This window comes from Nonomuraea sp. NPDC050394 (assembly GCF_044459065.1).
Lineage (GTDB): Bacteria > Actinomycetota > Actinomycetes > Streptosporangiales > Streptosporangiaceae > Nonomuraea.
Genome location: NZ_JBITIO010000013.1, coordinates 22,783 through 46,932, shown reverse-complemented (window position 1 = coordinate 46,932; position 24,150 = coordinate 22,783). Strand labels below are relative to the sequence as shown.

30 protein-coding genes and 1 pseudogene are annotated in these 24,150 nt (G+C 66.6%); 9 read left to right on the top strand and 22 right to left on the bottom strand.

All coding sequences use genetic code 11. The features are described 5' to 3' along the window. Positions 1-12: 12 nt before the first annotated feature. The 20 genes from ACIBKY_RS39185 to ACIBKY_RS39090 form a co-directional block, all read right to left on the bottom strand. Entirely contained in the window at positions 13-363 is a 351-nt protein-coding gene (locus ACIBKY_RS39185) for a hypothetical protein (RefSeq protein ID WP_397105029.1), read from the bottom strand. Between the two features lie 97 nt (positions 364-460). Next, positions 461-1,084 carry a hypothetical protein gene (locus ACIBKY_RS39180; protein ID WP_397105027.1) on the bottom strand — a complete coding sequence of 208 codons (624 nt, stop codon included), beginning with the start codon at positions 1,082-1,084 and terminating at the stop codon, positions 461-463. 38 nt (positions 1,085-1,122) lie between these two features. Then, positions 1,123-1,623 carry a single-stranded DNA-binding protein gene (locus tag ACIBKY_RS39175; protein WP_397105025.1) on the bottom strand — a complete coding sequence of 167 codons (501 nt, stop codon included), beginning with the start codon at positions 1,621-1,623 and terminating at the stop codon, positions 1,123-1,125. Positions 1,624-1,653: 30 nt separating this feature from the next. Then, the gene (locus tag ACIBKY_RS39170; RefSeq protein ID WP_397105023.1) at positions 1,654-1,908 is read right to left on the bottom strand and encodes a hypothetical protein; all 255 of its coding nucleotides are present in this window, start codon (positions 1,906-1,908) and stop codon (positions 1,654-1,656) included. Next, positions 1,905-2,594 (bottom strand): hypothetical protein, encoded by a 690-nt coding sequence (locus ACIBKY_RS39165; protein ID WP_397105021.1) that lies wholly within the window; start codon positions 2,592-2,594, stop codon positions 1,905-1,907. The genes ACIBKY_RS39170 and ACIBKY_RS39165 overlap by 4 nt, the downstream gene beginning before the upstream one ends. Positions 2,595-2,597: 3 nt before the next feature. Continuing rightward, positions 2,598-2,927 (bottom strand): hypothetical protein, encoded by a 330-nt coding sequence (locus ACIBKY_RS39160; protein WP_397105019.1) that lies wholly within the window; start codon positions 2,925-2,927, stop codon positions 2,598-2,600. Between the two features lie 272 nt (positions 2,928-3,199). Then, entirely contained in the window at positions 3,200-3,481 is a 282-nt protein-coding gene (locus ACIBKY_RS39155) for a hypothetical protein (protein WP_397105017.1), read from the bottom strand. A 15-nt stretch (positions 3,482-3,496) separates the two neighbouring features. Then, on the bottom strand, positions 3,497-5,560 hold the full coding sequence (locus tag ACIBKY_RS39150) for a hypothetical protein (RefSeq protein ID WP_397105016.1): 2,064 nt from the start codon (positions 5,558-5,560) through the stop codon (positions 3,497-3,499). Continuing rightward, the gene (locus ACIBKY_RS39145; protein WP_397105014.1) at positions 5,557-6,009 is read right to left on the bottom strand and encodes a hypothetical protein; all 453 of its coding nucleotides are present in this window, start codon (positions 6,007-6,009) and stop codon (positions 5,557-5,559) included. Before ACIBKY_RS39145 ends, ACIBKY_RS39150 begins: the two co-directional genes overlap by 4 nt. Continuing rightward, positions 6,006-6,380, bottom strand: coding sequence for a hypothetical protein (locus ACIBKY_RS39140; protein WP_397105012.1), 375 nt, complete (start codon positions 6,378-6,380; stop codon positions 6,006-6,008). Before ACIBKY_RS39140 ends, ACIBKY_RS39145 begins: the two co-directional genes overlap by 4 nt. After that, on the bottom strand, positions 6,377-7,354 hold the full coding sequence (locus ACIBKY_RS39135) for a hypothetical protein (RefSeq protein WP_397105011.1): 978 nt from the start codon (positions 7,352-7,354) through the stop codon (positions 6,377-6,379). Before ACIBKY_RS39135 ends, ACIBKY_RS39140 begins: the two co-directional genes overlap by 4 nt. Beyond that, positions 7,351-7,626, bottom strand: a complete 276-nt coding sequence (locus ACIBKY_RS39130) for a hypothetical protein (RefSeq protein ID WP_397105009.1) — start codon at positions 7,624-7,626, stop codon at positions 7,351-7,353. The genes ACIBKY_RS39135 and ACIBKY_RS39130 overlap by 4 nt, the downstream gene beginning before the upstream one ends. After that, positions 7,623-8,018 carry an RRQRL motif-containing zinc-binding protein gene (locus ACIBKY_RS39125; RefSeq protein ID WP_397105007.1) on the bottom strand — a complete coding sequence of 132 codons (396 nt, stop codon included), beginning with the start codon at positions 8,016-8,018 and terminating at the stop codon, positions 7,623-7,625. Before ACIBKY_RS39125 ends, ACIBKY_RS39130 begins: the two co-directional genes overlap by 4 nt. A gap of 7 nt (positions 8,019-8,025) precedes the next feature. After that, positions 8,026-8,211, bottom strand: coding sequence for a hypothetical protein (locus tag ACIBKY_RS39120; RefSeq protein ID WP_397105005.1), 186 nt, complete (start codon positions 8,209-8,211; stop codon positions 8,026-8,028). Beyond that, the gene (locus tag ACIBKY_RS39115) at positions 8,208-8,504 is read right to left on the bottom strand and encodes a hypothetical protein (RefSeq protein ID WP_397105004.1); all 297 of its coding nucleotides are present in this window, start codon (positions 8,502-8,504) and stop codon (positions 8,208-8,210) included. Before ACIBKY_RS39115 ends, ACIBKY_RS39120 begins: the two co-directional genes overlap by 4 nt. Further along, positions 8,504-8,878, bottom strand: coding sequence for a WhiB family transcriptional regulator (locus ACIBKY_RS39110; RefSeq protein ID WP_397105002.1), 375 nt, complete (start codon positions 8,876-8,878; stop codon positions 8,504-8,506). The genes ACIBKY_RS39115 and ACIBKY_RS39110 overlap by 1 nt, the downstream gene beginning before the upstream one ends. Before the next feature lie 104 nt (positions 8,879-8,982). After that, positions 8,983-9,378: a hypothetical protein gene (locus tag ACIBKY_RS39105; protein ID WP_397105000.1), complete on the bottom strand. Its 396-nt coding sequence runs from the start codon at positions 9,376-9,378 to the stop codon at positions 8,983-8,985. Next, complete coding sequence (locus tag ACIBKY_RS39100) at positions 9,378-9,554, bottom strand: hypothetical protein (RefSeq protein ID WP_397104999.1); 177 nt, start codon at positions 9,552-9,554, stop codon at positions 9,378-9,380. The genes ACIBKY_RS39105 and ACIBKY_RS39100 overlap by 1 nt, the downstream gene beginning before the upstream one ends. A 186-nt stretch (positions 9,555-9,740) precedes the next feature. After that, positions 9,741-9,902, bottom strand: a complete 162-nt coding sequence (locus ACIBKY_RS39095; protein WP_397104997.1) for a hypothetical protein — start codon at positions 9,900-9,902, stop codon at positions 9,741-9,743. A gap of 91 nt (positions 9,903-9,993) precedes the next feature. Then, positions 9,994-10,167, bottom strand: coding sequence for a hypothetical protein (locus ACIBKY_RS39090; RefSeq protein WP_397104995.1), 174 nt, complete (start codon positions 10,165-10,167; stop codon positions 9,994-9,996). Between the two features lie 490 nt (positions 10,168-10,657). On the opposite strand from ACIBKY_RS39090, the gene ACIBKY_RS39085 reads away from it, so the two are divergent. The 3 genes from ACIBKY_RS39085 to ACIBKY_RS39075 all read left to right on the top strand — a co-directional run bounded on the left by ACIBKY_RS39085 (position 10,658) and on the right by ACIBKY_RS39075 (position 13,087). After that, positions 10,658-11,422, top strand: a complete 765-nt coding sequence (locus ACIBKY_RS39085; RefSeq protein WP_397104994.1) for a GntR family transcriptional regulator — start codon at positions 10,658-10,660, stop codon at positions 11,420-11,422. A gap of 35 nt (positions 11,423-11,457) precedes the next feature. Then, positions 11,458-12,549: an alanine racemase gene (locus ACIBKY_RS39080; RefSeq protein ID WP_397104992.1), complete on the top strand. Its 1,092-nt coding sequence runs from the start codon at positions 11,458-11,460 to the stop codon at positions 12,547-12,549. Positions 12,550-12,676: 127 nt separating this feature from the next. Beyond that, positions 12,677-13,087: a GntR family transcriptional regulator gene (locus tag ACIBKY_RS39075; protein ID WP_397104990.1), complete on the top strand. Its 411-nt coding sequence runs from the start codon at positions 12,677-12,679 to the stop codon at positions 13,085-13,087. Positions 13,088-13,232: 145 nt separating this feature from the next. Here ACIBKY_RS39075 and ACIBKY_RS39070 read toward each other — a convergent pair whose 3' ends face one another. Further along, on the bottom strand, positions 13,233-16,202 hold the full coding sequence (locus tag ACIBKY_RS39070; protein ID WP_397104988.1) for an NACHT domain-containing protein: 2,970 nt from the start codon (positions 16,200-16,202) through the stop codon (positions 13,233-13,235). Positions 16,203-16,435: 233 nt separating this feature from the next. Next, entirely contained in the window at positions 16,436-17,386 is a 951-nt protein-coding gene (locus ACIBKY_RS39065) for a restriction endonuclease (RefSeq protein ID WP_397104986.1), read from the bottom strand. 511 nt (positions 17,387-17,897) lie between these two features. Between ACIBKY_RS39065 and ACIBKY_RS39060 the strand changes: the two genes are divergently transcribed. The 6 genes and pseudogenes from ACIBKY_RS39060 to ACIBKY_RS39035 all read left to right on the top strand — a co-directional run. After that, a complete protein-coding gene (locus ACIBKY_RS39060) occupies positions 17,898-19,436 on the top strand; it encodes an MFS transporter (protein WP_397104984.1) in 1,539 nt (512 codons plus the stop codon). A gap of 7 nt (positions 19,437-19,443) precedes the next feature. Then, the gene (locus tag ACIBKY_RS39055; RefSeq protein ID WP_397104982.1) at positions 19,444-20,046 is read left to right on the top strand and encodes a TetR/AcrR family transcriptional regulator; all 603 of its coding nucleotides are present in this window, start codon (positions 19,444-19,446) and stop codon (positions 20,044-20,046) included. A 102-nt stretch (positions 20,047-20,148) separates the two neighbouring features. Beyond that, positions 20,149-22,404: a hypothetical protein gene (locus ACIBKY_RS39050; RefSeq protein WP_397104980.1), complete on the top strand. Its 2,256-nt coding sequence runs from the start codon at positions 20,149-20,151 to the stop codon at positions 22,402-22,404. After that, positions 22,401-22,790, top strand: a complete 390-nt coding sequence (locus ACIBKY_RS39045) for a hypothetical protein (RefSeq protein ID WP_397104978.1) — start codon at positions 22,401-22,403, stop codon at positions 22,788-22,790. The genes ACIBKY_RS39050 and ACIBKY_RS39045 overlap by 4 nt, the downstream gene beginning before the upstream one ends. Next, the gene (locus ACIBKY_RS39040; RefSeq protein ID WP_397104976.1) at positions 22,787-24,013 is read left to right on the top strand and encodes a hypothetical protein; all 1,227 of its coding nucleotides are present in this window, start codon (positions 22,787-22,789) and stop codon (positions 24,011-24,013) included. The genes ACIBKY_RS39045 and ACIBKY_RS39040 overlap by 4 nt, the downstream gene beginning before the upstream one ends. Continuing rightward, positions 24,010-24,138 (top strand): annotated as a pseudogene (locus ACIBKY_RS39035) (TetR family transcriptional regulator); the annotation flags it as partial. The gene ACIBKY_RS39040 and the pseudogene ACIBKY_RS39035, both read left to right, overlap by 4 nt. Between the last annotated feature and the right edge of the window lie 12 nt (positions 24,139-24,150).

Genomic DNA, 24,150 nt, shown 5'->3' with positions numbered 1-24,150 from the left:
CCGGCGTGGGTGTCAACGCCCCCCATTGGACGCCGTCCTTTCGGGTTGCCATTGGCCGGTGCCGGCGCAGTGGTGACACCACCAGATGCGGTAGACCTCGGCGGGGTGGCCGGTGAGAGCGTCCAATGGGGTGGCCGGGTGCACCACCATGGAGAGACCAGCCCAACCGAGGCGGATGGCCACCAGCGGCGCCGCCACGGGTGCGGCGGGTGCCGCAACGGGGAGGGTTCCGTATCCGGCGATGCGTACGGCGTTGCCTGGTCGCAGGTCGCCCGCACGCGTCGCGGTGAGCGCGGCGGGCGTTGGTGTTGACAGTGAGGGCTGGTAGTGGTGGCGCTGGTTGCGGGCACCGGCGGCTGACATGCTGGTATCGCCTTCCTCTGTGTGGTTTGGAGTGGGGCGCGGCGGCCTCGGCGGGGTGCTTGGCGGCTTGTCGCCGAGGCCGCACACGGCGCCTGTCTCATGCGGGCTGATGGGCGGCGATTTGGTCGGCTACGGCCAGGACCGCGTACGTGAGGCCGGTCAGTGCGGTGCAGATCTCGCGGGCGTCCAGGGACACGGCGGGTTCGCTCGTGGACAGCGGGGTGGGGCTGAGGAACGCGGTTGCGATCTCGTAGTGGGTGGGTTGCTGTGGCAGGTCGTCGGGGTCGGGGTCGTGGAGGATGGCTTTGCCGATGTGGGCCAGCAGGTCGTCATCGGTGAGCAGGTCGCGCCATTCGGGGCCGAAGTCTGCGGCGAGGCGGGCGAGGTGGCGCGGGGTTTCGCTGTTGCCGGTCAGGATGCGCAGGTGGCCGGCGGTGAGCTGGAGCCAGACGCGTCGGCCGAACTCCAGGCCGCTCTCGTCCTGATCCGGAGCCAGTTCGGCGATCAGCGCGGTGACGGTGTCGAGGCCGGTGCTGCTGAGACCGCGCAGGGGCGCGAGATTGAGCCGGCCGAGAAGATCGCACAGGGTGCGCGCGTGGGCGGCGACGATGGCGTACTCGCAGTCGGCGCGCCGCTTCTGCTCGGTGCGGTAGGCGGCCAGCGCGGCGGCGAGGGGATGCGGCGACTCGTGGCCGGTGAGCTCGTGCAGGGTGGTGGTCATCACGGTTTCCTTCGGGTCGGGGCGGGCCGTTGGGCTGGCTAGAACGGGGGCTCGTCGCCGTTCCGGGTGCCGTCGCGGTTCTGCTTTGCGGCGGGGGTGCTGGAGAGCCACGGGTCGTCAGCGGGGTGGGCGAACGGGTTGTCGGTGCCGCCGCTCTGGCCGTTGCTCGCACTGCGGGCGGCCTTCTGCGGTTTGGCGGTGGCGAAGCGCAGGGAGGGGCCGATCTCGTCCACGGTCATCTCGGTGACGGTGCGCTTGTCGCCCTCGCTGGTTTCGTAGGTGCGCATGCGTAGGCGTCCGTGGGCGATGACGCGGGTGCCGCGGGTGAGGGATTCGGCGATGTGGTCGCCGAGGTCTCGCCAGGCGCTGCAGCGCAGGAACAGGGCTTCGCCGTCTTCCCATTGTTCGAGTTGCTTGTTGTAGGCGCGGGCGCTGGAGGCGATGGTGAAGCTGGCCACGCCGGCACCGCTGTCGGTGTAGTGCATTTCGGGGTCGCCGGTCAGGTTGCCGATGATGGTGATGGTGGTCTCTCCGGACATGGGCCGGGGTTCCTTCCTGCCGTTGGGGGGTTAGCGGACGTTGAGCAGGCGGGCGCCGAGCCGGATTTTGCGGCCGGTGCCGGTGCAGTCGGGGCAGTGGCCGTAGGAGTGGGCGAACAGCCGGCTACGCCGCTCACCAGTGCCTTCGCAGCGTCGGCAGTCGGTGTAGGGGTGGCGTTTGAGGCTGTAGCGGTAGCCGACCACCAACGCTGTGACGAGAAGGGCCACGATGGTCACGGTGGCGGCGAAGATGGCGAGCACGTCGAAGATGGAGGCGCCGCTCATGACGGGTCCTGCGGGGCCGGGCGTCCGACGTGGCTGGCTCCGGTCGAGGTGAGGGTGACCAGCGTGGTGGGGGAGGCGCCGGCGTGGTGGCGGGCGCACCGGTCGCAGTAGGTCTCGCCGTAGCCGTCGGCCCAGATGCGGGCGCCGGCCGTCGGGCGGGTGCCGCAGGTTGGGCAGGGGTCGCTATCGAACGCACCGGTGGTGCGGGGTGGCCCGCACAGGTGGGTGTAGCCGCCGCTGCGCCAGGCTAGGAACGCACCGGGTGTGGTGTGGACGTGGCCATGCCGCTGGAGTTGGGTGAGGGTGTCGAGGCCGACGCCGGCGTCGTGGTGGAGCGTGGCCACGGGCAGCGCGCCGTAGGCGCCGTACACGTTGAGGTGGTTCAGGGCGCGGTAGGCAGTGTCCAGGATCGCGGCGGCGCTCTTGCCCGCGGGGGTGAGGTGGAGGCGTAGCTTGCGGTCGGCGCTGGCGGCGTGGACGAGGTCGGCGGTGGGGGTGTCGGTGCTGCCGTGTAGCCGTCCGGTGATGTGGCCGAGGTTGGCCAGGGTGTTCAGGTCTGCGGGGGTGGCGGCGCACAGGTCGCGCACGTAGGGGGCGCGCAGGCCGGCGCGGGTGGCGCTGGCGTGGTTGGCGCCGAGCAGGCGCAGGATGCGCCATTGGGGCGGGTTGAGTTTGAGCGGGCTCACAGTTCAGTCCCTTCCAGACAGGGCGGGCGAGGGCGAGGTGTGCGCGGGCTCGCGTTCGCAGACGTGGCAGCGGTCGCAGGAGCGGAACCGCCATTCCGGCGCGATAGCGCTGGGGCGCCAGTCGCTCCATGGGTGGCCGTCGCGCTCGCAGGCGGCTTCGGCGACGCAGGCGGGGCACAGGTCGGGGGTGTCGGGATCGCTCCACTGCCAGTCGGGAAGCCAGGCGCGGAGTTGGTCGAGGTTGGCGGCGTGCAGGGTGTCGTAACCCTCGTCGGGATCGACCTGACCGCAGCGGGTGCAGGTGACGACTAGGCAGGTTTCGGTGGTGATCACAGAGGTGTTGTCCCTTCCGGGATGTGCGGGCATGCTCGCGCGCACGGCTGCGCGTGGGATGCACCCGCGAAAGTTTTCGATCTTGAAAGTGGGGGCCACACGAGGGGCCACGCCTGGATGCGAGGGGGGCTGTGGGAGGGCCACGCGTGGGGGCCACGAGGGGGGCCACGCGGTGTGGCCCTGGGGTTGACCTGTATATCCCTCCCCCAGCCCCCTACCGTGGCCCCCCTCAGTGGGGCCACGGGATCATGAGGCGGGGGAGGTGTCGCCGGTCAGGCGGGTGGGAGTTCGCGCCGGCGGGGTGTGCGGCGTGGCCGGTTGGCGGGCTGGTTGTCGATGCGCTGGGCGCGTACCCGTTCGGGCTGCGCCGCGGAGGTGGCAGCGCGGCCGGTGGCGTTGGCGTCGAAGACGATGCGTCCCCCACCGCTGCGGTGGCGCAGCCGGGTGGGGTCGCCGGCGGTGAGGGCGGGTGAGGCGTCGATCAGGGCCAGGAGGAGGGCGACGACCTGTTCGACGTGGTCGGGGTCGTCGCCCATGACGCGGACTTGCGGCATGCGCTCTCCTGTCTGCTAGGGCAGTTCGGGGCGGGTGGGCATGAGGTAGCGGTTGCGGTCGTCGTCGTAGGCGCCGATGACGCCGGCCTCGGACAGGCGCTTCATCTGCTTTTGGAACCAGGCGCGGGAGATGTCCGTGCTCTCCCACAGCATCTTGAAGTCGCCGGTGCCGACATCGCGGGCGCCGCCGTCCCACAGCTCGTGCAAGCGGGCCATGAGCACGGCACCGCGCTGTTCGGGCGTCATCGTCTGCTCGGGCGGGGCGAAAGTCAGCGGCGGTTCCCCGTCAGGGAAGTCGGTGATCTCGTCATCAAGGCCGGCGCTGACCTCAGGGTCGGGGTCGTCGGTGGCCAGGTATTCGGCGGCCACCTCGCGCACATCCTCGTCATCGTCGCCGTAGGCGTCGGATTCGTCGTCGGTGTGCGGGTTGTCGAGGGCGGGCAGGGGCGCGGGCGCGGCGAGCGCTTCGGCCGACAGCCGGGCCAGGGTGGCGGTCATCGGGTCGATGTCCTTGTGGATGGCGGGGAAGGCGGCGGCGTGGGCGCGCATCTGCGCGTTGGCGTGCTCGTCGTCGAACGCGCCGGCCGCGGTGATTCCCCACGCGTAGGTGCGCATGGGCATGGCGATGCGGTCCTCGGGGATGGAGGGGGCGTCGAGGTAGGCCATGCCGGGCTGCTTGTTGCTCCACAGCTCGGGCCGGCATCCGGCTTCCTCTTGCGCCTCCGACAGCCCGAACGAGGCGTCCGCGCTGGAATCGACGCCGAAGCACATCTTGGCCAGCTGGCCGCGGGCGATGGTCGGCATCTGCGTCCAGTCCGAGCGCTGCAGCGACAGCACGACGGTGCCGCCGGCGGAGCGGATGGCCTTGATCAGCGACAGGAACTGTTCCTGCTGCTTGTCGGAAAGGGCGTCGTAGATGTCGGGGAACTCCTCCAGCCACAACACCCAATAGGTCAGGCCGCAGCCCTCGACCCACTTCTGTAGCCCCTTGGAGGCGAGCAGGTCAGTGCGCGGCTTGATCTTCTCGAACATCTCGCCGAGCAGGGTGCGGGCGCCTTCCTTGCTGGTCTCCAGCCGGTGCAGGGCGGCCTTGAGCGGGCCGAGGGTCTGCTCTCCCTTGGTGATGTCGATGCAGAACACCGCGGCGTCGGAGCGGGTGACGATCTCGGCGAGCATGTTCCAGGCACCGCCGATGGACTTGCCGGCGCCGGTCTTGCCCATGACCTGCACGTGGTGGCCGACGATAACGTATTCGACTTCGTCCAGGTCCTGCCACAGCCCTGGGCGGATCGGCGCGGCGATGCTGGCGCCGATGCGGGAGGGGCCGGGCCAGGCGATCGGCTGCTTCATCACCCGCGCATCCGAGATGATCACCTTGGCCTTGCTTGCGTCATCCGGATCAACGGCGGTGGTGATCGAACCGGGCGGCAGGCCGATCCCGGATTCGATGTAGGGGACCTTCTTTTGCAGGTCATCGGCGATCTGCCGGCCCTCCGAGAGCTGCACTTCGCCGGTCACCTTGTGCGCGGTCGCCTGGATCGTGCGCGCCTGCACCGGCGGCAGGCCGGCCTTGTCCGCGCCGCGGTTGAACAGGAAACTCAGCGGATCGGCGACCGCGCCGCTGACGTCGATCTGCTTGGCGCGGATGACGGTGCGGATGTTGAACGACAGCGCGAACGCCACCCCGCCGATCAGGATCAGCCGGCCGGTGACGGTGGTGGCGGGGCCGTTGATGGTGGCCGCGCACACCCACAGCCCGCCGGCCAGCGTGGTCAGCGTCGTATGCGCGCGGCCTGTCATGCTGCGGGCGTGCGACTGGCGCCAGGTGAGCGCGGTCAAGACCAGGACGCAGGTGATGATGGCGGCGGTGGTCCACGCGATGGTCTGCGGGTCGTCGCTGCGCAACGTGACGTGGAAGACGAAGCCGAGGCCGAACAGCAGGAAACCGATCAGCCAGGGCGGCAGGTACAGCAGCGCCTTGGACACCTCGCGGGTGGCCACCTGTTCCCACGAGCCGGACTCGGGGACGGCGGGTAGCACCGCGTGCGGCGTCGGCGGGGTGGTGGTACGCGGCATCACGTGCCCTCATTCCAGTTGAAGGTGCTGCGCCGCTTCTCCGGCTTGGCCTGCGGCAAGATGTCCACGAACTCCTTGCGGAACTGGGCGTGGAACTTCACCAGCTCCACCCCCGCGCCCTTCTGCAGTTCGGCGGCGCGCTTGAGCCGCTTGACCACCCGTCTGGCGCGGCGGCGCACGTCCGGGGCGCCGAACAGGCTCAGCACCGGGTGACCCTTGAAGCTGCGGATCAGCACCGCGTACAGCTCATCGGAGCCGGTGGCGAACTCTTCGGCCATGTCGCGGGTGAGGTTGCGGCCTACCTGCGCATAACGGGTGATCGCCGAAGGGCCAGCCCACGGGATCGCCGACAGTTCCGGGATGCGGTTACGGCCGGGCCTGCCAGACGTCCGGGGGCCGGACGAGGTACCAGACGACGGGCCGGGCGCTGCGGCACTGGGGTCGTTGCTCACGGGTTCTCCTCTCGGCGGGTGTCCCGCACGATCTGGGTGAAACGCTGCAGGAGGTAGGCCAGCCGGGGGATGGCCAGATAGGCGGTGACCAGCGCATCCAGCGCACCGGCCAGCAGCACGACGACACGGCGCAGCCACCTCAGGTGCGGCCAGCACACCCAGACCAGCAGCACGGGGCCGATCAACCAGCGCCAGCCGTCGAACGCCTCAGCCAGCAGCCAGCGCGCCACCAGCAGCACGGCCAGCGCCAGCACGGCGCGCCGACACAGCCGCACCCGCCGCGCGAGGGTCGAGACGGGCGCGGTTTCGATGTTGGGGTGGGGGGAGGCCGCGTCGGTGATCACGTACACGGTGGAGTCGGCACCGGTCATCGCGCGCCTCCCGCCAGTTCGTCACGCAACACGGTGGCGATGTCGGTGCCACAGTGCAGCGCGGTACGGAGCGCGCTCGCAGACGGCTGCGCCGGCAGCTTCCCCGCGGCGATCAGCGCGCGTGCCCGCTCGCGGTGCACGTCCACCGCACGCGTTTCCACCCCTCCTGCCGGGTGGGCGTTGGCGCTGTACTTCGCGGCAGTAGCCCCCGCAGTAGGGACCGCGGGCGGCATGGGCAGGGCGGCCAGCGCCGACCACAGCGCGGGCAGCACCCAGATCGCGGTCACCGCGGCGATGGGTCCCAGGCTGTGCACGATCAGCGACAGCAGATCGAACCCGCCGGCCAGCGCGGGCCAGCAGTTCAGCACCAGGGTGAGCCCGAGCAGGAGGGCTTCGGTGCGGAACATCTTGCGGCCTTGCTCGCTGCGCCGGTCGATGACCTGGCCGCGCATCGCCGCGTATGCCTGCACCGCGACCGTGGCCAGCAACGGCAGCGACAGAGCAGGCTCTACCAGGTAGGCAGCCCACCAGGCCGCGCCCTCCTTGGCCAGGTTGAGCGCGGCGACCACGGATGTCTGCACGCCGATGCTGGAGACGGCCAGCGCGATGCCGGCCGCGGCCATCACCATCACGCTCACCGTGCGGCGCACCTTCTGATCGCGGTAGGCCAGCGCGGCGGGGTCCTGGCTCAGCTCGTGCAGCCGTGCCGCTTGGTGGGCGGCGCGGCGGCGGCGCCGTACCCGGGCCGTGTCGAGCAGCAGGGGCGTGTCGTCATCGTGCAGGCCGGCCAGCACGTGCGCCTCGGCGACCTTGCGTCGCAGCCGCCGCACCTTACGGGTGTCGCCGAGGCCGGCCGGTACGGCGTCCGCGGCCTCGACAGGCGCCGGCGGCTGGAACTGGCGTTCCAGCTCGGCCAGCTCGCGGGCGATGCCGTCATCGGGGTCGGGGGCGGGGATGGCCACGAGCGTGCTCATGTGATCACCGCCGGATGCACCGAGTAGTGCAAGACCACCCCGCCGCGCATGTCCTCGGCGATGCAAGTGGCCGTCACGTGGGCGGCCAGGTCAGCGTGGGTGGTGCCCGAGGCGATGGTCAGGGTGTGGCCGGTGGTGGTGGCGATCTGTCCGTGGTTCTGGACGGTGATCAGGACGAACACGCTCACGGTGTCGGCCGCCTGGGCGGTGGCGGGCGTGGGGGCGTGGGGGGTGGCGGGCGTGGGGGCGTGGGGGGCGGTCGGGGTGGTCATGCGGCATGCTCCATCTCGCGCCGTTCGGCGCAGTCGTTGCAGACGCCCAGGCGACGCGACAGCACATAGCCAACGTCACGTGAACAGTCCGGACAGGTTCGGCGGGCGGCGTTGGCCTTGGCCAGCGCGCCAAGCTGCCGAAGGGTTGGGGTGCGCTTGGGCAGCGCGAACCGGATGTCATACAGGTAGGCGGCGCGCACACCGCCGCGGGCGCGGTAGCGGCGCGAGGCCCACTGCAGCAGCGCCTGCACACCCTGACCGCCGGGACGAAGCCCGCGGGCGGCCAGCTGGCGCAGGGTCAGCAGATGCGGCGGCGCCATCCGCCACGGGTAAGACGGCAGGCCATACCGGGCGCCGGTCGGGTCCCAGAAGCGGGCACGGATACGCGACATTGCCTGTTCACCCGCCCCTGCGATCGGTCGGTTTGGGTGCGACCAGCGCGCCGCCGGGCACGCGGGTGAACGTCTCGGTGGCGGTGGCGTGGAACGGGCCGTGAAAGCCGGTACGCACGCAATCCATCTCCGGCCGGTCGTCATCGTCGGGCACGAAGGTGATGCGGCAGGTCGGGCGCGGCTTCGTCATCATGCCGCCCTCTCGCGCGTCGCCGTGTGCAGGGCGCGGAGCTGGTCGGCGGCCTCCGCGGCCAGCGCGGACAGCCGCTCCATGGCGGCGATCTCGGCGGGCACGTCGGTGCCGGCCATGCCGAGGCAGAACCACACGTGGCTGTCCGACAGCGTCAGGAACAGCGCGTCGTGGTCGGTGCTCGGCCTCAGGCGCATCTCGCCGGCGCGCGGGTGGTGGATGCTGACGCCGGCGTTGACGCGGCTCGCGTACGGAACCGCGGCGGCGTGGCTCGGGGAAGTCGTCGCGTCCGGCATTACGCCACCTCCAACGGCGACACGCTGTCGGCGCCCTCGGGGGCGGTCATGGCGGCGATCTCTTCGGCGGTCAGCCCTGCCCACACGCCAGCCTCGGGGCGGGCGTCCAGGGCGTAGAACAGGCACGAAACCCGCACCGGGCACTCGGCGCACACCTCGCGCGCCACCTGCTCACGCGCCGCACGCTCCTCCGCGGGCTCTTCGTCGAAGGCGTCGGGGCCGGTGTGCAATTCCGGGTCGGCCGTGCAGGCGGCCGACCCGACCAGGTGACGCGGCGCACCGGCCTCGGTCAGCGCGGCCAGCAAGGTCAGCGCGCCACGATCGCGCGCCGGCGTCCGCGCCTGTCTTGCATGCGCGGTCAGGTCGTGGGACATGATGGGCGTACTCCTTTGCGGGAGTCCAAGGGGGCGGCCTGGAGGTCTTGGCGGATCAGTGGGCCGCCCCCGGCGGATGAATGAACAGAGTCAGGTCCCGAACTTCAGCCGAGGCTGTCGCGCTCGGGCAGGCCGTAGCGGGCCAGGAACCGCCGATAGATACGCAGCGCGCCGGCGTCATCCACGTCGTCGGCATCCTTACCGGCGCTGGTGACCGTCGTGACACCGCGCGGGGTTTCGTACCGCTGGTCGATCATGTAGCGGCCAGGGGTGTCGAGGCTGTCGATGTAGAGCGCAACGCCGTTCCCGAACCAGACGATCAGGCGGGCCGTCTCGCCGTACTCCATCGACTCGATGATCTCCAGCGAGTCGCCGGCCAGATCGATGCGGATGCCCGCGGGGTGGCCCAGGGCGATGAGCTGGTCACGCAGACCGGTCAGGGCATCCATGCGCGCCCGGTGCTGCCTGCGCTGCAGGGCGGAAATCCGCGGGACAGCCATCAGCGTCGGTTCTTACGTCCGCGCACGGGCATCGTCTCTGCCAGCTGGCGGTCGTAGGCGTCGCGGGTGTGCGGGTCCTCGGTGCCCCAGTCCGGCTGCTGATAGCGGCGCGCGGCATCCTGCGCCAGCCGCGACTGGGCCTTGTCGTAAGCCTTGTCGTGCGGGGTCTGTGCCATGCTGGGGGTCTCCTGTTCGTGGAGCCGGGCGGCGCGCTCTGCTCTTGGCGGGGTCGGGCGCGCCATCACCGGAACGATGCGGACAGACGTGGTTCCCTCGTGGTCGGGGTGCTCAACGGCACCCGACCGTGCCCGCCCGGCATTCACACCCCAAGGGGGCTGCCAGCCGGGCATCATGAACGCGGTTCAGGTGGCGGCGGGGTCAACCTCGACGTAGACGCGGACACTGGACTGCGCCGGGACCGCAGAGCACAGGCCCTTGATCGCGGTGATGGAGAACGCCTCGCGCAGAGTCAGCACGGCGTCGGCGACGTCGGCGGGCGCGCCGACCAGACGAATGGACAGCATCAGGTACTCCCTCAGGGGGTGCGTGGGCAGAACAGGGCGTTCGGGGTCGCTGGCGCGGCGACGACCGCGGCAACTTCGTGAATGGGGTGGTTCAGCCGAGGTTGGTGGCGAAGGAAGCCAGCGCGTCGATCACGGTCACCAGCCATGCGAAGAGCTGAGTTGCGGCAGTGGCGGCGTGGTCCGGTTGACGAACGATGAAGATCAGCACAAGCGCGATCAGCACGTACAGCAGGAAGCGGCGCAACGGCCTGCGATCGGAGTACATGAGTGTTTCTCCTCGGGAGTCGAGCCTTGATGTGCCCTGCCAGCAGGGGTTGCGCGTGATGCGCTCACGAGCCGAGGGCAATGGTGCGACTGCGGTGAATCCAGGTGCCGAGCGCTCCCATACGCAAGGATGTGCAGGGAGATGGGCAACCCATCCGCGCAGCCCGTTGCTGCGCGGACCGCCTTTTTCGGGAGGCGGCGACCCTCGATCCCGCTGTTGAGTTCTCAAGCTGTTCCAGGTGCGACAGCCCATTGGGACGCTGGAGTGCGTCGCCCTCCCCAGGGCGTAGGACCGTGCAAGGTCTGACTCAATGCAGGTGAGGCAACCCACACCTCGGCTCATCGACTTGGTCTGACGTGGCATGTATGCTGCGAAGGAAACATCAAACGTTTGGCGATAGCTCGATGATGGGTCTCCATGAGGCCCGTGTCAATAAACGCCAAACGTTTGATGTTTAAGGTTAGACACGCCAGGACCGAAAGAGGGAGAAATGGGCACCCCAAACAAGTTGGGTTTCCGCCAAATGGCGGCGCGGATCAGGCAGGAGATCATCGACGGCGTCTACTTGACGGCTTCGGTCCTTCCGCCAGAGCCGGTGCTCGCGGATAAGTACGGCGCGTCCCGAAGCCTGGTCAACAGGGCAATGCAGGTGCTCGCAGCAGAGGGCATGATCCGCCCTCGTCAAGGAAGGGGAACGATGGTGACCTACATCCCACCGATGCTCCACTCGGCAGCTCGGTACTCGCGCGAAGCCCGTGAGAGCGGTGCCGCTCGTGGAGCCTTCGACGCAGAGATCCGCGAACTGGGGCTCGAACCACAGCACGAGATCATCGTGGAGCGCGCCGTACCACCGAACGACGTGGCAGAAGCCCTTGGTCTACCGCCGGGCGAGGAGAACGCCCTCGTTCGCCGTCGGCGGCTTCTGGCTTCCGGCATCCCCGTACGGCTCAACGCCTCATGGTTTCCACTCTCCATCGCGAAGGGCAGCGACCTGGAAGCCGAAGGGCCGAACATCCGGGGCGGGGTCAAGTCCGCTCTGGCCGAACTCGGCTACGTGCAGACCAAAGCGACGGAGCGTATTCACGTCAGGCCTCCCACGGAGGAGGAAGCCGATGCCCTGGAGATCAGCCCGGAGCGCACAGTTCTAGACATCTTCCACGTAGGCAAGACGGAATCAGGCCAGGCAGTCGAGGTCACGACGACCGTGACTCCCGCTCACTATCTGGTGATCGAGCACACCTTCCCGCTTAACTGACGCACGGCCAGACCACCCGAAGGAGACGATGCGAGATGACATCTGCCACCCTCCCGATCCGCGCACGGGCCTTGGAGCTGGCCGACGCGGGCCAGCTGCCCGCCTACATCTACAACCTTGCCGAGCTTGACGCGCACATGGCCGCCATCCGGGCGGCCATGGGGGACATCGAGGTCTACTACGCCGTCAAGGCCAACCCGGACCCGAACCTCATGAAGGTCATCGCGCCTTATGTCGAGGGCTTCGAGATCGCGTCCGGGGGGGAGCTTGCCCATGTGCGTGAGCACTTCCCCGGATCACGTATCGCACTTGGCGGTCCGGGCAAGACGGACGGCGAACTCTTCGCCGATGTCTACCGGCTCCACATCGAGAGCCCGAGCGAGATCAGGCGCCTTTTCGCGGCCGGCCGATCGACTGACGTGCTCCTACGGGTCAATCTCGACATCCCCATCAAGGGTGCATCACTGGCGATGGGCGGCGGCGCTACTCCGTTCGGCATGGACCCGACGGGCGTTGCCGAATGTTTTGACATGCTCAAGGGCCAGGACGCTGTGCGGCTTCGAGGCATCCACGCCCATCTGGCCAGCGGCTTGGACGCGCCGAGCATGCTCGAACTAGCCAGCGCCATCCTCGACTACGCGCGCGGCCTTGGCGTCACGGAGGTCAACATCGGCGGCGGCATGAGCGTGTCCTACACCGATCCGGAAGCACTGTTCGACTGGCAGACGTACGGCGCTGGACTTGCCTCTCTCCGACGCCCTGACGAGACGCTACGCATCGAGCCAGGGCGTTCCATCTCGGTCTACTGCGGCCGATACGTCACGAGAGTCATGGACGTGAAGCGCGTCCATGGAGAGCTGTTCGCTGTAGTGGCAGGCGGAACGCACCACATCCGGACCCCGGCGACCAAGGGGCACAGTCAGCCGATGGTCATTGACACACAGGGAGAGCCAACCACAGTCGTCGGGCAGCTGTGCACGCCGAAAGACACCATGGCGCGGCACGTGCGGGCAAGTCTGAAGACAGGGGATGTGGTGGAGTTCCTGATGGCCGGCGCCTATGCCTGGAATATCTCGCATCACGACTTTTTGATGCATCCAAAGCCGACCTTCCACTACGTCGATTGAGTCCGGTCTCGAGTCGGGAGCCCTGGGGAACGAAACACCTTCCTCAGGGCATCTCGCGCCGCAAGCTGTGCCCGGTCTTTCGCAGTCAGGTCTAACCCAAACCGCGGCCGAAGGGGTTGATCACCAAGTGTCGGAACCGGCTTACATCCGCATCGCATGTGAGTATGCCAAACGCATTCGCGGCGGAGAATTGCCGTCACGCGCGCAATTGCCGAGCTACAAAGAGATCGCCGAGGAGAATGGAGTCTCGGATATAGTGGTTCGCAAGGCCCTCGATCTACTCAAGAACCAGGGACTTGTTCGCGCCGTACCCCGGCGCGGTGTCTTTGTCGCGGACCAAATCGAACGTCAGTCAGGGACCTCTAAGCACACAATGGCAGACGCTCCTGACGAGCCAGGTGCGATGCTGGATGCCCTTGCCGTGGAGATCTCTAAGCTTCAGACACGACTCACTGAAATCGAACGTGTCCACACGGCTAAGTTGGACGAGATACTTAGCATCCTGCGCGCCGGCGACAGCCCAGTTCCTAACCGGTAGCAGCGTCCACCAGTCGCCGCATCCCTGGCTCCTTGATCACCTTCTCAGCACTTCATCGCTCTTCGTACGAAAGAGCGATGAAGTATGCTCGATTCACAACCGGGCCTCGCGAACCGGCTCGGGGACTTTGCCAATAGCCCAATGATTATCCATCATGATCTAGATCCGTCACTCCACGTTCCAGCGCAAGACTGCGAACCAATGCCATGACCTCGCCACTGGGATTGAGCGAGATTATAGTGCTCACAATCTCCCTCGCGTCCTCATCATCTAGAGCAGCAAGATCTGCAGCGAGAACATTAAAGACCGATAGTTCCGTCTCCTCGAATCGAGGAATCATGAGGAGTCGAATGTACGCTCCGGCACGGTGCTCTACGGACCCAGCGTTGTTAACCAGCAACCACAGAAGATCTCGCAAACCGGACTCAACGCTGCGGGAAGTGTAATCACCTAAAATATGGAAGGCGCTCAGTAGGTCCCAACCTTCCTCCATCATAGGCTCCACTAGATGGAGCAAGATACTCTCAAAAGGAGAGAATGAGAAGTGTATCTGTCGAGCCCAAACTTCCGCCCACGGCTTATTTAGATATATTGTACGACTACCATTAGCTCCATGACTTAGATCAAGTATCCAGGGGAGATCAATCGGGGGTCGATCCCAACCTTTGGGCGCGTAGCTAAGTCGCAGATCACGCGTACCTTTTGAGTCCTGCTGCGAAGTCGCTTGTATCGTAGCCACAAGACTTGTCACTTCATCTGCGTCGCATCCTGCTTGCCACAGCCGAACGAGCTTTAACCATTCTGCAGGGGCTTCGTCTGGATAGTCAGGAAAGAGCTGGCTTACAGTTATGAACGGAGTGCATGCGAGCCCAACACAGAGCAAATTCGCTGAATAGTGTGCGTGAAGCTCAATAGAGTTGGCAGCCATGGGTTGATACGCGGAATGCCCCACGCTTTGGCGATTACTCAGCCCATGAAAGATGGCCTGAACCCGACGAAGGCAAGTATTGCGTTCGTGCGACGGTAGGTCTGCCAGTATTTCCTGTAGAAAGCCAAGAATGGGAGTGCGGGTACTGATTGCCCTCCACGACATTAAGGCACTGAACCACGTGTCTTCAATTTCGGACGTGAAAAGGCTAGTTCTTTGTGACGCCATTTCCCGCAACATCAATACCACAAGTCGCGCAATGAGAAATTCGCCGAATGTTGCATGCAGGAACTCGTATGTTTGGAGGGCCTTTTCATCATAGTTCGCTTTCGAGCTATGGACGAAGAAGAATCTCCCAAACACCAGCTCGCCTGGGCTCAGTGGAAGGTCCAGGTCCCGCGAATGCATCTGATGGCTTGGCAAGAGGGCGTTGAGGTCTTCGGTGACCTCTGCTGCTGCGACCCATTGCCGGCCGCGGTTGAACATTGCGAAAGCGACTATTGAGAGAGACAACAGTTCCTGTTCGACGAGTTGCTCGACACGCTCTGAGGAATGATGTTTCCTTAATTCCCTAGAAGTAAAAGACTTCAGCAACCGTTCATATAGCTCACTTTCGCGAAGCCCGCGAATAGTGTAGTGCAATGCGTTGTCGTCCGCATCATAAAGTGCCAACATCATGAGAAGCAGAGGTTGCTCGGCTAAAGAGAAGTGAGACTCAATCAGTGCTGCACTAAATGGCTTCAAATTAGCGCGAGTGAAGTACGCTGCATTCCAGCGATTCCAAATATCTATCCATCGCTCTATTTGAAGTTGATTGAATGGTTCGATTCTAACGAGCAAAGACCGTAGCGGCATCCGTGCCCGCTCTATCACTGCAATGCGAGACGTTACTATGAATGCGACAGCTCGTCCCGCATCCCGTTCTCGTTCTTGGAACTCCACAATACGCTCAAGATAGGCGGACTGATGGGAACCTGTGGCTTGGAGGAGCTCATCGAATCCATCGAGTATTACTACTGGGAGGGCCTTCTCGGTAGATCTGGCCAGCGATGGCCACGCCAGACGTTCACCCGTGGATAAGTAAATGGCTTGCTCGATCTGGCCCTGGATATCCCTACTCGCAGATACCTCTCGAAGGGGAACCCGGATAGGCATATATGATGAAGGCAAATGGGCGGCGAGCACCTCCGTCAGGACCGACTTTCCTCCTCCCGGATGCCCTAATACTAATAGAGGGACGGCGGCGGCATCCGAAGTAGAAAGAAAGCCTGCTATAAAAGCTGGGAGATCGTCTCTTACTTCCTGCTCTCCCCAGTAGTCCTCGTCTCCGCTGCTAGCACTCGCTCCCTCATTAGCTCTTACAGCCCGATAACGAGGAGTTATGTAGGCGTCCTGCAACGAGGGAAGGCTCATCCCAATTGGTACGTCGCCAGACTTGGCAATCGGGCGTTGAAGGCGCGCGGCCTGTACTTTGGCCAAGGACTCCAACTGCACGGGCAGTGCTAAACCCTCGGTCAGTCGAGTCAATAGTGAATTGACCGAGGCCAATTCAGTGCGAGTGGCTTCATCACTGACCATGTTCGCCCAGTATGCGAACTCTTGAACGTCAACCTGAAGTTGTCGGTAATAGTCTTTGTATCGTTCAAGGGCTCGAACGGGGAGAGTTTTAGTAATCTCAGTCGATGTCTTTTTGCGCTTGTGATGCGCGAGATCGTTCCAGAAACTCAATCCACTTACGAACTGCTTCAATGATTTGCTTAACGAACCGTAATAGGTATATATGCTACTGCATGTCTTCTCGAAAGAAAGCTCGGGGGAAGGGTGTGCAGGAGTCACAAGATCAACCACCATCACACATTGCTCTTCTTTTGTGATGCGCAAATTTGACCATTTAAAGGGCAAGCTTAGCGTCTGCGCTTCGGAAAAGAACGCGGCTGTCACAATAATAGTATGAGCGGCTTCTATGCGGGCAGTACGGCTAGTCCACGACTCGCCTGAACGCCGGTCTCTAACTCTATTTACGAGGTCATTGCCTAATTTCATGACTTCGTTTTTCGCTTCGATAAGTTCCACTACGGGGAGTGCTCCCAAAGAAGCCAATCCCGCCAGCGTGTCAATGCGTTTAAGTAAAGGATCTTGTCCGCCTAGCAGGCGTACCGCATCAACGTATCTCAGTCCTGTAGTCACACCCTGTTATCGCTAGAGGGCATGGTGGCGTTTCACGGTTCCCAATGGCTTTCCGGACGGATCTTCGTTCTCATTGTTTCGGCACATCCGTGCAGGTCATAGGCGGGAATGAGTCGAGCTGGGCCTCTCCCTACGGATCAGATGGTCAGCTCTAGAGCACCTGCGCCTTTGCAACACGAAGGACCCGGTCATTGATCAAAGACGACCAGGCCCTTCGAGGCTTTGGTGTACAGCTACAGTTCGAAGTCCGGCTGGCTGACGCCGTACCCACCCTTCACCGGCCAGACGACGACGATTTTCTGGCTGTGGGCCAAGTCGATCAGGTCCTGGCGCGGCTTGCTCGGCAGCAGAATCGCCCTGGTCGCATCCGGCAGGAAGCGGCCGTAGTCGGCCAGCTGGCCGATGGCCATGCGGACGTTCTCCCGGGTGACGCTGCCCTTGGCCTCGATCAGCAGCTTCAGGTTGTGGTCGTAGAGGTCGGTGAAGAGCGGACGGGTCTCGCCCTTGGGCAGCACCTGGTGCCGGCTGACCTTGTGGTTCTTGCCGCGCAGGTAGTCGCCCAGCGCCTGCACAAGGGTGGATTCCCTCCTTTCAGCTTCGTACGGTTCCCGGTCGGGATTGACGAACGTCCGCTCGGTGAGCTGCTGCTCCAGCGCCAGCTCCTGCACCTGGTCTTCGTTCGGGTTGTCGTTGGCGGCATCGAGCAGCCGGGCCAGGCTGGTCTGGGGCGGCTGTACGGCGGCGTCGATAGGACGCAGCCGGAAGACGATGACGCGGCGGATGGCGCCGCCACCGGATTCGGGTGCGTCAGCCTCGTACCAAGGTTCCTTGTCGTCAACGTCGAACCCGCCGAGGTAGGTGACGGTGCCGCGGGCGCCCTGGAAGACGCGCAGAGCCCTGCCGTCCTGCTTGTGGTTGAGGATGCTGGCGTTCCCGGAAACCATCCGCTGATCGCCGTACTGGCCCTCGCCGCTGTAGTGGAACAGCCCGTCGGGCATCCAGCCGTCGAAGTAGCCGTGCTTCTCGCCGGCGATGGGATCGGTGAAGACGAAGACGTTGTCGCTGCGGCTGGACGGGCCGATGCCGCCCTGGGTGCGGCCCCCGAAGTCCTCATGCAGCTTCTTGCGCTCGATCTGCTGCCCGGGCTTGAGCGTCCATGCAGGAGTGGGGGCGGAGATGGTCATGGGGGAAGTCCTCCTGTGATCACTTTGCTTGTGATCTACCTTAGCGGACAACGCATGCGGATACGCCTCACTAACATGCGATTTGGATGTCGATTTTTGGCATCCGATTGCCAAGTCGATCGACTTCACCGCGGGCCAGCATTCCGAGTTCCTCGGGCCGCCTAGGGGCCGCCCGGGGCCGGCCATAGATGACAGACAACGGCCACCGATGACGCCTCCCTGGCAGCTCAGAGCGCCCACCAGGCCATCCTTTGCAGGCCACTGCACCGGGTCGCTACTTCCTGCGCAACAAGCGCGCCGAGTGGCGTGACTACCGCCGCCAGGTCACCGAGTTCGAGCTGGGCCGCTACCTGCCGGTTCTGTAGCGGGTTTCGGAGGGGCCGAGGGGCACATCCCCTTGGCCCCTTTTTTGTGAGCTTCGTTACGAAACGGGACCGTTGCGTATCGGAATCTCTTGCGATACGGTGACGTTGCGAAACTTTCCCGTATCGAAATTAAGGACCCTTCCCCCATGGAAACCACCAACGGACACCCCCGCAGATGGGCGATCCTTGGCGTGCTCGTCTTCAGCCTGCTGGCGGTCGTGCTCGACAACACCATCCTGAACGTGGCGATGAAGACGATCGCCGATCCGGTCCAAGGACTCGGCGCCACCCAGAGCGAGCTGGAGTGGGCGATCAACTCCTACACCCTCGTGTTCGCCGGCCTGTTGTTCACCTTCGGCGTCATCGGTGACCGTACCGGGCGCAAGAGGATGCTGTTCATCGGCATGCTGCTGTTCGGGCTGGCCTCTCTTGCCTCCGCCTACAGCCAGGATCCGACGCAGCTGATCCTGGCCAGGGCGGCCATGGGCATCGGCGGCGCGGCGATCATGCCGGCCACGCTGGCCATCATCTCCAACGTCTTCCCGCCCCACGAGCGCGGCAAGGCCATCGGCGTCTGGGCCGGCGGCGTCGGCCTGGCGGTGGCGATCGGCCCCATCACCGGCGGCCTGCTGATCGAGCACTTCTGGTGGGGCTCGGTCTTCCTGATCAACGTCCCCATCGTGATCATCAGCATGATCCTCATCGGCACGATCGTGCCCGAGTCGCGTGACCCGAAGCCCTCCAAGCTCGACCCGGTGGGCGTGATCCTGTCGATCATCGGTCTGGTCGCGGTCGTCTACGGCATCATCCGCGGCGGCGAGCTGGGCTCGGTCGTCAACGCCGAGGTCCTGCTGCCGACACTGTTCGGCCTGCTCGTGCTGGGCGCCTTCGTCTGGTGGGAGCGCCGCGTCGAGCACCCCGCCTTCGACGTCCGCAACTTCTCCAACGTCCGCTTCAGCTCGGCCATCGGCATGATGGGCATCGTCTTCTTCGCGATGATGGGCGGGATGTTCTTCCTGACCTTCTACCTGCAGATCGTGCTGGGGTTCAGCGCGCTGCAGGCGGGGGCCATGATGATCCCGTTCGCCGCCGCGCAGCTCATCTTCGCGCCGCTCAGCCAGCGGATCAACGAGCGCTTCGGCGCCAAGCTCTCCTCGACCGTCGCCATGACGATCATCGCCCTGATCCTGGCCAGCTACGCGCTGTTCGACCAGAACACCCCGATCGTGCTCATCGAGATCGTCTTCTTCATCCAGGGCGCCGCGATGGCCAACATCATGCCGCCCGCGACGACCGCGATCATGGAGGCGCTGCCCCGTGAGAAGGCGGGCGTCGGCTCCGCGATGAGCAACACCGTCCGCCAGGTCGCCGGCGCGCTCGGCGTGGCCGTCCTGGGCGCGGTCCTGTCCTCGGCCTACCGCGGCGAGGTGGCCCCCGCCCTGACCGCCCTTCCCGAGGCGGTACGGCACGCGGCCGGCGAATCCATCACCAACACGGTCGCCGCGGCGCAGGGCGACCCGGCCATCCTCGGCCCCGCCTTCACCGCCTTCATCGACGGCATGCACGTGACCGCTCTGGTCTCGGCCGTCATCGCCCTCGTGGGCGTCGGGGTGGTCGCCAAGTGGATGCCGGGCAAGGCCGCGGCGGTCCTGCCCGTGGACGACAAGGAACCAGCGGTAGTGTGAGGCCGCGATGACGATTCAGGATGCAGCGGCGGCCCGTCCGGCGGGCCGGCCGCGTAGCGAAAAGGCCGAGAAGGCCATTCTCGAGGCCACCCTCGACCTCATCGGCGAGGGCATGGGCATCTCCGAGCTGTCGATCGAGGCGATCGCGGCCAGGGCCGGGGTCGGCAAGACGACGATCTACCGGCGCTGGTCGAACAAGGAGGACCTCGTCGTCGACGCGCTGGCCACGCTGAAGGCGCCGGTGCCGCCGCTGGCGGGCGAGTCGGTGCGCGACGACCTGGTCACGCTGCTCGACCAGATGCGCAACGAGTCCGGACATGTCAGGACCAAGTGTGTGATGAACATCGCGATGAGCGAGTCGGACCGGTATCCGCACCTGTTCGAGAAGTTCAGGAAGATCGCGATCGAGCCACGCCGGGCCGCGATGCGCCAGGTCCTGGAGCGGGGCATGGCCAGCGGCGAGCTCCGGTCCACGCTGGAGGTCGAGCTGGCCATGGCCATCCTGACCGGCACGATGGTCTGGTTCACCAAGTGGGGTGACACCACGGAGCGCGGCCCCGAGCTGGCCGAGGGCATCGTCGATCAGGTCCTGGCCGGGATCGCACCCTGAACCATCCCCTGCCCGTACGGCGGGGCGGCCCGCCGTACGGGAGACGGGGAATGGCGTCGCCGGGGCTGGGCAGAACGTGAGCAATGTTCTAGTCTCGCGGCCATGCCCCCCATGCGCAGGATCGTGGCCTTAGGCGCCCTGACATTAGGGCTCCTGTTACCCGCCACCGCCGCACTGGCCCACGAGGAGCGCGAGGTCACGCTCCCGGACGGCAGCGGCAGTGTCCCGGCCTACCGGCAGGCCGAGCCCGATCTGCTGGTCTGCAAGAGCGACCGGCCCGACTTCGAGCGCCGCATCGAAAACTTCCCCGAAGCCCTCAAGCAGCGCAATATCCAGCTCTACGAGTTATGCCGGCAAAAGGGCTTCAGGAACCTTCAGGAAGCCGTCGACAAGGTCGACAGACCGGGCATGGCGATCGCCATCCTTCCCGGGCTCTACCTCGAAGAGCCCAGCAGGGCCGCCCCCACCGGCGCGTGCGCGAACCTGCCCGCCCGCTGGTCCAGCTGGGGCTACCAGATCCTCTCCTTCGAACAACAGCAGGCCTGCCCGCACAACCAGAACCTCGTCGCGATCCTCGGCAAGAAGGATCTGCAGATCGAGGGCACCGGCGCCGGGCCGCTGGACGTGGTCATCGACGCGGAGTACCGCAAACTCAACGCCATCCGCGCCGACCGCACGAACGGCATCTACTTCCGCAACTTCACCGCCCAGCGCACCACCTTCAACTCCCTGTACGTCCTGGAGACCGACGGCTTCGTCATCGACAAGGTGCTGACCCGCTGGAACGACGAGTACGGCTTCCTCACCTTCGCCAGCGACCACGGCCTCTACACCGACTGCGAGTCCTACGGCAACGGCGACGGCGGCCTCTACCCCGGCAGCGCCTCCAACCTCAACGACGGCCGGGGCCACGAGGTCCCCCGCTACGCCATCGAGATCCGCCGCTGCAAGAGCCACCACAACGCGCTCGGCTACTCGGGCACCGCGGGCGACTCGATGTGGGTGCACGACAACGAGTTCTACGACAACATGGTCGGCGCCACGATGGACAGCCTCTGGCCCGACCACCCCGGACTCCCGCAGAACCACGCGAAGTTCGAGAACAACAAGATCTACAACAACAACCGCGACTACTACCGGTACACCCGCGACGGCACCTGCGCGAAGCCACCCGCCGAACGCGGTTACGAGAAGGGGGTCGTCTGCCCCCAGGTCGGCGTGCCACCGGGCACCGGCATCCTCGTCGCGGGCGGCAACTACAACGTCTTCAGGAACAACCGGATCTGGGGCCACGCCAACAGCGCGTTCCACCTGTTCGGGGTGCCGGCGTTCATCCGGGGCGAGGAGTCGCTCGCCAAGCAGGCCGACACCTCCAACCACAACCGCTACGAGGGCAACGTCTTCGGCCTCAGCCCGACCGGCGAACAGCGTCCCAACGGGCGCGACGTGTGGTGGGACGGGCAGGGCACGGGCAACTGCTTCCAGGGCGACACGGGGGCGTCCTCGCCGCAGGCGCTGCCGGTGTGCGCGGCCTCGGCGCCCGGGGTGTCGGGCGGGTCGCATCGGTGGGTGGCGGAGCCGGTGAAGATCCTCAAGCTGTACCTGTGCTCGGACTTCTCGGCCCAGGACGCCCGGCTGCCCGCGGGGTGCGACTGGTTCGGGGCCGCGGGACTGGGGAAGGTGGAGACGCAGCTGGCGTTGGGCGGGTCGTTGGTGCTGGGGTTGCTGGCCGTACTGTTCTGGTACCGCGCCCCGGCGCGGGCCGCCGACGTGACAGCCCCCGCGGCGGCTGAACCGGGGATCACGGCGGGCACCGCGATGGCGGACACCCCGGTGGGGACAGACCCGGCGATCGCGGCAGCCCCGGGCGCCGCGGCAGCCCCGGGCGCCGCGGACGGTCCGGGCGCCGCGGACGGTCCGGGCGCGGCGGACGGCCGGGGCGTGCTCGCGGACATCTCGGGCGCTCCGGGCACGGCGGGCGTGGCGGGTGCCGGGCGTTCGCTTGGGGTTGGGCTTGGGGTCGGGACAGTGGCCGGAGTGGCCGGGCTGGTGCTTGACGTGGTGGCCGCTTCCCTCGACTCGCCTCTGCTCACGGCGGTCGCGCTGGCCGGGGTGGCGGGGTGGCTGGTCTGCCTGGGCGCCGTGGCGCGGCGGGTCAGGCCGGTGTTCGGGTGGTTCACGGTGGTGCTCGGGGTACTGACCGCGGCGGACGCCTTCGACCGGGCGGTTCACCTGATCCCGTTCGTTCCGCTGGGTCCGGGCTGGGTGCGGGGGCTGCTCACCGGGGTCTGGGTGCTGTGGGCGGTGGTGGTGCTGGCGCCGCGCCGCCGTACCGGAGAGCGGGGGGTGGCCGGGTGAGACGGGTGCGGGGACTGCTGGTGGCGGCCGTGCTGGTGGCGGGGTGCGGGCAGTTGTCCGATACGCATCATCGGCCCGGAAACAGCCATGAGGTGGCCACCGCCGCGCCCCGTACGGTCGACGGCGAGGTCGTGGTGCCGATCACGATCGCGCAGGGGCAGGTCAGCCCGCCGTCGGGGTGGGTGGAGATCAAGAAGGGACAGCGGGTCGCCATCACCGTGACCAGCGACGTCTCCGACGAGGTCCACGTGCACGGTTACGACGTCGAGGCCGAGCTGCTGGCGGGCAAGGCGGTCACGGTGCGGTTCACGGCGGACGTGGCCGGGGTGTTCCAGGTGGAGACGCATGAGAACAAGCTGGTGCTCACCCAGCTGGCGGTGAAGTGAGCGGGATCCTGGCGCACGGGGTCGGCAGCCGGGGAGACCTGCCGATCCCGCTGTTCTACGCGTATGCGGGGGCGTTCGCGGCACTGGTGGTGTCGTTCCTGGCGCTGGGGCTGCTGTGGCCGGACTCGCGCTTCCGCGGTGAGGTCGCGGGCCGCGTGCTGCCGCTGCGCCTGCCCGCGATGTCGCGGATGTTGCGGGTGGGCACGCTTCTGCTGGCCGGGTACACGCTGGGGTGGCTCGTCCTGGGGCCCGAGGAGGGCAACGCGGGGCCGCATCTCGTCTATGTGATCTTCTGGGTGGGGCTGGTGCCGGCTTCGCTGGTGTTCGGGCCGGTGTGGCGGGTGCTGAGCCCGTTGCGGCTGCTGCCGGACCGTGCGCGCCGCCCGCTGCCGCCACGGCTCGGGTACTGGCCGGCCGCCGCCGGACTGCTGGCGTTCACGTGGGTGGAGCTCGTCTCGCCGGAGCCCGCCGCGCCGTACACGCTGCTGGTCTTTCTGCTGGTGTACGGCGGCGCGCAGATCCTCGCCACGCTCCGGTACGGCCACGCGTGGCTGGCCCGAGGCGAGGCCTTCGAGGTGTATTCAACGCTCATCGGGCATCTCGCCCCGTTCGGCCGGCGGGCTGACGGGCGGCTCGTGCTGCGCAATCCGTTCGACGGGCTGGATGCCGTTCAGCCGGCGCCGGGGCTGGTCGCGACCGTGTGCGTGCTGCTCGGGAGCACCGGGTACGACGGGTTCTCCGGCGCGCCGGTCTGGGTGGAGGCGCTGCAGTCGGGTGCGCCGGGCCGGGTCGTGCTGGGCACGGCGGGGCTGGTGGGGGCGATCGTGCTGGTGGCGGCGCTGTACGCGGGCTGCCTGTGGCTGGCCGGGCGCATCGGCGGCGCGGGCGGGCTGGCGCCGAGGTTCGCGCACTCGCTGGTGCCCATCGCCGTCGGCTACCTGGTCGCCCACTACTTCTCGCTGCTGGTGATCGAGGGCCGGCAGGCGTTCGTACTGGCGCTGGGGCTGAGAGCCGAAGTGGACCTGGAGGCGGTGAGCCCGGCGACGATCGCCGCGGTGCAGGTGCTGGCCATCGTCATCGGGCACGTGGCGGGCGTGGTGGCCGCGCACGACCGGTCGGTACGCCTGCTGCCGCCCGCGCGGGCGGTCGCCGGCCAGATCCCGATGTTCGTCCTCATGATCTGCTACACCATCGGCGGCCTGACCCTGCTGCTGGCCGCATGAGGAGGGCACCGGTCCAGCGGCGCAGCGCCGAGCGGGTCGAGCGCATCCTGGACGCCGCCGCCCGGCTGCTCGACGAGAGCGGCTACGACGGGCTGAGCACCCGCCGGGTCGCGGCGGTGACCGGGCTGCCGATCGGC